5 protein-coding genes are annotated in these 6,106 nt (G+C 43.8%); 1 reads left to right on the top strand and 4 read right to left on the bottom strand.

Annotation, left to right across the window (positions count from 1 at the left end; genetic code table 11):
• Positions 1–531 precede the first annotated feature (531 nt).
• Complete coding sequence (gene hmpA / locus NXS07_RS11310) at positions 532–1,737, top strand: NO-inducible flavohemoprotein (protein ID WP_258086765.1); 1,206 nt, start codon at positions 532–534, stop codon at positions 1,735–1,737.
• An 83-nt stretch (positions 1,738–1,820) separates the two neighbouring features.
• Here hmpA and glnB read toward each other — a convergent pair whose 3' ends face one another.
• From glnB to qseG, 4 genes are all read right to left on the bottom strand, one after another.
• The gene (gene glnB / locus NXS07_RS11305; protein ID WP_012989424.1) at positions 1,821–2,159 is read right to left on the bottom strand and encodes a nitrogen regulatory protein P-II; all 339 of its coding nucleotides are present in this window, start codon (positions 2,157–2,159) and stop codon (positions 1,821–1,823) included.
• A 15-nt stretch (positions 2,160–2,174) separates the two neighbouring features.
• Positions 2,175–3,797: an NAD+ synthase gene (locus tag NXS07_RS11300; protein ID WP_258086761.1), complete on the bottom strand. Its 1,623-nt coding sequence runs from the start codon at positions 3,795–3,797 to the stop codon at positions 2,175–2,177.
• Positions 3,798–3,902: 105 nt separating this feature from the next.
• Positions 3,903–5,240, bottom strand: a complete 1,338-nt coding sequence (gene glrR / locus NXS07_RS11295; protein ID WP_038196764.1) for a two-component system response regulator GlrR — start codon at positions 5,238–5,240, stop codon at positions 3,903–3,905.
• A 2-nt stretch (positions 5,241–5,242) separates the two neighbouring features.
• Complete coding sequence (gene qseG, locus NXS07_RS11290) at positions 5,243–6,091, bottom strand: two-component system QseEF-associated lipoprotein QseG (RefSeq protein WP_258086760.1); 849 nt, start codon at positions 6,089–6,091, stop codon at positions 5,243–5,245.
• Positions 6,092–6,106: the final 15 nt, after the last annotated feature.

The raw sequence follows: 6,106 nt of genomic DNA, 5'->3' as shown, positions 1-6,106 counted from the left end.
CTATATTCTATATTCTATATTCTATATTCTATATTCTATATTCTATATTCTATATTCTATATTCTATATTCTATATTCTATATTTAAATATTAATAACACACTCACAAATAAGATAAATAATTAATTAAAATTTGAAAATTAATATAATAACTCATTGGACAATAGAATTAATACTACGGTCATCCTATCATAAAATATTAATAGTTGGCAGAAAGAAAGAGTGTCATATTATCGCCATATTACACAATATTAGTCTAAAACATGGAGTTTAAAATAATTCAAACACCCTATCTCTATCATGATAATTAACATAATAGAAATAAAATTTTTACTTTTAGACTTATCACACATCTCACCATATTTCAACATATAGCTTTTTTAGGGAATTGGTCCAACCTTGAGATGATACAAATCACCCTTTCTATGACATAAATCAAAACATCCCCTCTCTTTTCTATTTACAAAAAACGCCAAAAGCTATAAGTTGTATTTAAAATACATGTTATAAAATTCAACGCTATTTGAGAAAAATTCAGGAGCTTCCTATGCTGGATAGCCAAGTTATCGCTACCATAAAATCCACCATCCCACTGATCGTTTCTACCGGCCCAAAACTGACCGCACATTTTTATGAACGTATGTTCAAACACAACCCTGAATTAAAAGATATTTTCAACATGAGTAACCAGCTAAACGGTGCTCAGCGTGAAGCACTTTTCAATGCCCTTTGTGCCTACGCTTCCAATATCGATAATTTACAGGCGCTATTACCTGCCGTAGAAAAAATTGCTCATAAACATACCAGCCTGAATATTCAGCCTGAGCATTATCAGATTGTTGGCACTCACCTGCTGGCAACACTTGATGAAATGTTTCATCCAGGCGATGAAGTCCTGAATGCATGGGGTAAGGCTTACGGGGTATTGGCAAATGTCTTTATCAATCGAGAAGAAGAGATTTATCAAAGAGGTGAATCTGAGGAAGGCGGCTGGCGTGGATTACGTCAATTCCGTGTCAACAAGAAGCAACCACAGAGTGACGTTATTACCAGCTTCGAGTTTGTGCCCGCTGATGGGGGTAAGGTCATAGATTACAAAGCAGGACAATATTTAGGCATCTACCTGGACACTCCCGCTTTTGAAAACCGGGAAATACGTCAGTATTCACTGACAACAGCACCAAACAGCCACAGCTACCAAATCGCTATTAAACGTGAAGCACAAGGCAAGGTATCAAACTATATGCATGATAATGTGCAGGAAGGCGATACCATATTACTGGCAGCACCACGCGGTGACTTTTTCCTTGATGTCCAACCAGATACACCCGTTACACTGATTTCTGCTGGTGTTGGGCTGACTCCGATGATGAGTATGCTGCAACATCTGCATAATCAACACCATGTTGGTACAGTGAATTGGTTCCATGCCGCAGAACATGGTGGTTATCATGCTTTCGCAGATAAAGTTAATGCGATTACTCAATCTATGCCCAATCTGCATACTCAAGTTTGGTATCGTGAGCCAAGAAACGAAGATCAACAAGGCGCAGATTACCAGCATATGGGACTCATGGATTTATCTGTCGTGAAAGATTCAATCACTGAGGAAGGAATGCAATTCTATTTCTGTGGTCCCGTCGTATTCATGCAATATATCGCCCAACAGCTCTTGGCAATCGGCATTGATAAACAACATATTCATTATGAATGTTTTGGCCCACATAAAGTACTTTAACGCGGTGTTATACTCGATTAAGTGATAAACCATTCAGGGCGTATCTTTACTGCATACGCCCGTTATCACTTCAGCCGTTTTTGTTAAATCGCTTCTTCGTCCTGTTCACCAGTACGAATACGCACAACACGAGCAACATCAAAGACGAAAATTTTACCATCGCCGATTTTGCCCGTTTGCGCAGTCTGAATGATAGTTTCGACGCAGGTATCAACAATATCATCCGGTACCACAATTTCTATTTTGACCTTTGGCAGAAAATCCACCATATATTCTGCACCGCGATATAGTTCAGTATGCCCTTTCTGGCGACCAAATCCTTTCACTTCTGTCACAGTCATACCAGTGATACCCACTTCTGCCAGAGCTTCACGCACATCATCCAGCTTGAAAGGTTTGATAATTGCATCAATCTTTTTCATGAAGTTTTCCTGTTATTACCAGTTTTTACGCCCGAAACCAGAAGTAATCGGGTAGCGCCTGTCTTTACCAAAATCACGCTCTGTAATACGTGGGCCGATAGGTGCCTGCCGGCGTTTATACTCGTTGATATCAACCAACCGGATCACCTTACGAACAATGGCTTCGTCAAAACCTTCTGCAACTAAGTCAGCCACGGATTTATCTTTTTCTACATATCCTTCAAGAATAGCGTCCAACATGTCATATGGCGGCAAGCTATCCTGATCGAGTTGATCGGGTGCCAGTTCTGCAGATGGTGGTCGATCAATCACACGTTGAGGAATGGCAGGGGATACTGTATTACGGTATTTCGACAGTGCAAATACCATAGTTTTAGGGACGTCTTTCAATGCATTAAAACCACCCGCCATATCGCCATACAGGGTCGAATACCCTACTGCCGATTCACTCTTATTACTGGTCGTCAGTACCAGACGGCGGCGTTTGTTCGACATCGCCATCAGAATGACTGCACGGCAGCGTGCCTGCAAATTCTCTTCTGTCGTGTCTTTTTCAGTCCCCGCAAACATCGGTTCGAGTTGCGTCATAAACGCATCAAACATCGGCTCAATGGATACCACATCAAATTCAACACCCAATAATTCCGCTTGTTCTCTGGCATCATGAATACTCATTTCGGAGGTATAGCGGAATGGCATCATCACAGCCTGTACGTGATCTTTACCCAAGGCATCCACCGCAATCGCCAGTGTCAGGCCAGAGTCAATTCCGCCTGATAAACCCAGCAATGCACCTTTAAAACCATTTTTCTGCACATAGTCACGAACAGAAAGCACCAGTGCCTTGTAGATTTGCGCAAGCGGCGACAATTGAGGGATCAAATTTGCCATTGGCTCAATATTCATCTCATTGAAATGGCACTGCTCAACCTGCTCTTCAAAAGCCGCCATCCGATGGGTAATTTTGCCATTTGCATCAAAGACTTTCGAGCAACCGTCAAAGATCAGCTGATCTTGTCCCCCCACCTGATTGAGATAGATGATTGGCAATTGAGTTCGCTGACAGTGCGATTGAATCAATGTGCTACGAATATTCGGTTTTTCCCGGTTATAAGGCGAAGCGTTAAGGGAAAGAATGATATCCGCTCCTGCTTGTTTCAACGCGTCAATTGGTGCATCAAACCACAAATCTTCGCAGATTAATAAACCAAGATTATAGCCTTTGAATGGTACAACACAGCTTTGATCACCCGCTTTGAAATAACGCTCTTCATCAAAAACGCCATAGTTAGGCAGTAATTGTTTGAAATAACGAGCAATAACTTCGCCTTTCCAAAACAGAGAAAGTGCGTTGTAAGTCTTACCGTCCTGTTGCCACGGATGACCAACCAGAATAGCGACCTGAGAGCTTGCCTCCTGCAAACGTACCAATTGTTCACGGCAACGTTGATGCAGATCAGCACGGAACAGTAGATCTTCAGGAAAATAGCCTGACAGCGCCAATTCAGAAAACATAACCAGATCAGCACCTTTTTCCTGCTGTTCCTGTACTGTCTGCAACATACGTTTGCTGTTACCTTCAATGTCTCCCACCAGCCAATTTAGCTGGGCAAGAACGATATTAAGAGTACGACTCATAGATTGCGGCTCTCCTGGGCCATAATTCATCTCTCTGTCTTATCAAGACAGTGTATCTCTATATAATTTATATCCAGTGTAAGAACTTCTGGAGTGGCAGAAAAGTTATTCCTTAAAATCGTTGGCATCCAATTCGTGACGAGCCAGCAATTTATAAAATTCCGTCCGGTTACGTCCTGCCATACGGGCAGCATGGGTGACGTTGCCTTTGGTCATTTGCAGCAGTTTACGCAGATAATGCAGTTCAAATTGGCCACGAGCTTCCACAAATGTCGGCAATGCTGTGTTTTCCCCTTCCAGCGCCTGCATGACTAGTGCATCACTAATCACCGGTGCGGTCGTCAGTGCGACACACTGCTCGATAACGTTGACCAACTGACGTACATTACCCGGCCAGCTTGCTGCCATCAGGCATTTCATCGCATTAGTAGAGAAACTGCGGACAAAAGGTTTATGGCGTTTGGCGGATGCACGTAACAGGTGATTAGCCAATAAAGGGATATCTTCAGCCCGTTCATTCAGCGCAGGAATTTTCATGTTAACGACATTCAGTCGATAGTAGAGATCTTCGCGGAACTCATTGCGCTGCATCGCCTTTGGTAAGTCACGGTGAGTGGCGGAAATAATTCTGACATCAATGTCTATATCACGGTTACTCCCCAATGGACGAATTTTGCGTTCCTGCAAAACTCTCAAGAGTTTGACTTGCAGTGCCAGTGGCATGTCACCAATTTCATCGAGGAATAACGTTCCTCCCTGCGCCGCCAGAAACAACCCTTCTCGACTGCTGACCGCACCAGTAAATGCGCCTTTGGCATGGCCGAATAATTCAGACTCCAGCAATTGCTCAGGCAAAGCGCCACAGTTGATCGCAATAAAAGGTTTCTTCACTCTGGGGCTTACCCGATGAATAGCTTGAGCCAACACTTCTTTACCCGTTCCACTTTGCCCATTAATCAGGACGCTGACATCTGATTGAGCGACCATTTTTGCCTGTTCCAGCAAACGCAGCATTAAGGGGCTCCGCGTTACAATCTGTTCACACCACTGCCCATCTATGGCCGGTTTTGACAGTTCCAACGCAGCATCGATGGCTTTATAAAGGGCGTCACGATCAACGGGTTTAGTCAAGAAACTAAATACACCTTGCTGTGTCGCCGCAACAGCATCGGGAATAGAACCGTGAGCGGTCAGAATAATCACTGGCATACCGGGGTGCTGCTTCTGAATCTCCGCAAACAATGCCATGCCATCCATCTCGTCCATGCGTAAGTCACTGATGACTAAATCCGCTTTTTCTTTCGCCAATAGACGCAACGCTTCATGACCACTCTCTGCCGTCGTGACACGAAACCCTTCGCTGGTCAGACGCATTCCCAATAGTTTTAGTATGCCTGGATCATCGTCAACTAAAAGAAGACGGGCGGGATTGCGCACGGTCATTATTATTCAGCTCCTTTTTCTTCTGGGAGATTGGCTTCTGATTCGGTTTTCTGGTTCATTTCTGGCTTGGCTTCCGGCTTTAATTGCTCAGAGGCTTCTACGTTACCTAAATGCTCGGTTTCACCCGATGTGGCAACACTGCTCTGATCTTGTTTGCGTGAGGAAAGCTGGCGTTCAATATCAGTCAAGTTTTCCAGTTTGCGGGAGATTGAACGAAGATCATGCTCCAAACGTGCCCGTATTTCTTTCAGTCGATCAATTTTACTGTCACTATCAAACTGCAGTCGCTGGAATTTCAACCTTTCTTCTGCAAGGTTAATTTTCAAATATTGCTGTTCGCGCCACAATTGCAGTAGTGGCCGCAATGCGGACGGAAATTGTGGACTATATCGGTTGAGGTTTTCTACAATTTTGCGACGTTCAGTCAGCGTAGGAGTGGCTCGACTCATCAAGATACTCTGTTTGAAAACGTGCCCCCAATCAGTCGGTGCAGTCGGCGTAAAACGTTTGGCAGTATCGCGAGCTTCCAGCGAGGATAATCGATCCGTGCAATCCATCACCTTCAACCAATAAAGACCGTTTTCCATTGCCGCTGGTTTGACAATATCCCATATTCCATCACACCCCTTAAGCCGGTAATCCGTAACCCGCTGTTCTGGCATAATAGCTTGGGCTATTGTCAATAACTCATCATTTCCGGTAGTTTCGGCGCATCCTGCCAGCAAGTAGGGAATAAACAATAGTATTATGGCACGGAAACGCAGGGCTGAAGCCCGCTCAAGAAAATGCTGCATGACAGCAGGTTTTTTCATCGGTTGAATCACAATATTCTGCTGCTCCGTCTTCGTCATAAAACGGTAAGTAAA

Source organism: Xenorhabdus bovienii (assembly GCF_024721015.1).
Taxonomy (GTDB): Bacteria; Pseudomonadota; Gammaproteobacteria; order Enterobacterales; family Enterobacteriaceae; genus Xenorhabdus; species Xenorhabdus bovienii.
The sequence above is the reverse complement of the archived record's forward strand: the minus strand, read 5'-3'. Positions and strand labels throughout refer to the sequence as shown.

Bases quoted from the DNA above. Each gene is read 5' to 3' on its own strand.
- glnB (WP_012989424.1), bottom strand. From the start codon at position 2,159: ATGAAAAAGATTGATGCAATTATCAAACCTTTCAAGCTGGATGATGTG.
- NXS07_RS11300 (WP_258086761.1), bottom strand. From the start codon at position 3,797: ATGAGTCGTACTCTTAATATCGTTCTTGCCCAGCTAAATTGGCTGGTG.
- glrR (WP_038196764.1), bottom strand. From the start codon at position 5,240: ATGACCGTGCGCAATCCCGCCCGTCTTCTTTTAGTTGACGATGATCCA.
- qseG (WP_258086760.1), bottom strand. From the start codon at position 6,091: ATGACGAAGACGGAGCAGCAGAATATTGTGATTCAACCGATGAAAAAA.